Below are 580 nucleotides of genomic sequence, written 5' to 3' on the forward strand. Positions count from 1 at the left end.
GGGCCAGCCAGGCGGCGCGGGTGGCTGCGGCGATGGCGATGCCAGTGCGGGCTGCGGCAGCAGCACATCCGGTGGCGATCCGGTGCAGCTCTATACCGGCCAGTTCCATCTGGCTGCACACGACCTGCATGTAGCCGACACGATCGCGCTGGATCTCGCGCGGGTCTATCGCAGCAGCGCCTACGACGCCTCGGGGCGGCCGATGGCGGGCGCCTTCGGGGTGGGCGGCACCTTCAACTACGACCGCTATCTGGTGGTCGCGGCGGCGATGGGTAATGGCGTGCGGCCTCTGGTCCAGCTATACCTGCCCGGCGGCATCCGGGTGCCGTTCACGCCACGCATTGGCACCACCACGGCCTGGGAGAACCTCACGAGCCCCGGCGAGTACTATCGCGCAAGCCTCGCGGACAGCGGCTCGACCAAGGTGCTGACGCTGCGCGATGGCCGCGTGCAGCAGTTCACGATGATGGCCGGCATCTACCGTCTCACGCGGATTCAGGACCGCAACGGCAATGCCGTGACGATCGCGCGCAACAGCACCACCGGCGCGGTGACCAGTATCACGGGCCAGAACGGGCGC

At 68.8% G+C, this 580-nt stretch carries 1 protein-coding gene; it reads left to right on the plus strand.

The genetic code is table 11. The features are described 5' to 3' along the window. The coding region (locus tag D0B32_RS15520; RefSeq protein ID WP_259295013.1) for a DUF6531 domain-containing protein at positions 1 to 580 on the plus strand (580 nt) is incomplete at both ends.

Source organism: Paraburkholderia sp. DHOC27 (assembly GCF_003429005.1).
Classification (GTDB): domain Bacteria; phylum Pseudomonadota; class Gammaproteobacteria; order Burkholderiales; family Burkholderiaceae; genus Paraburkholderia.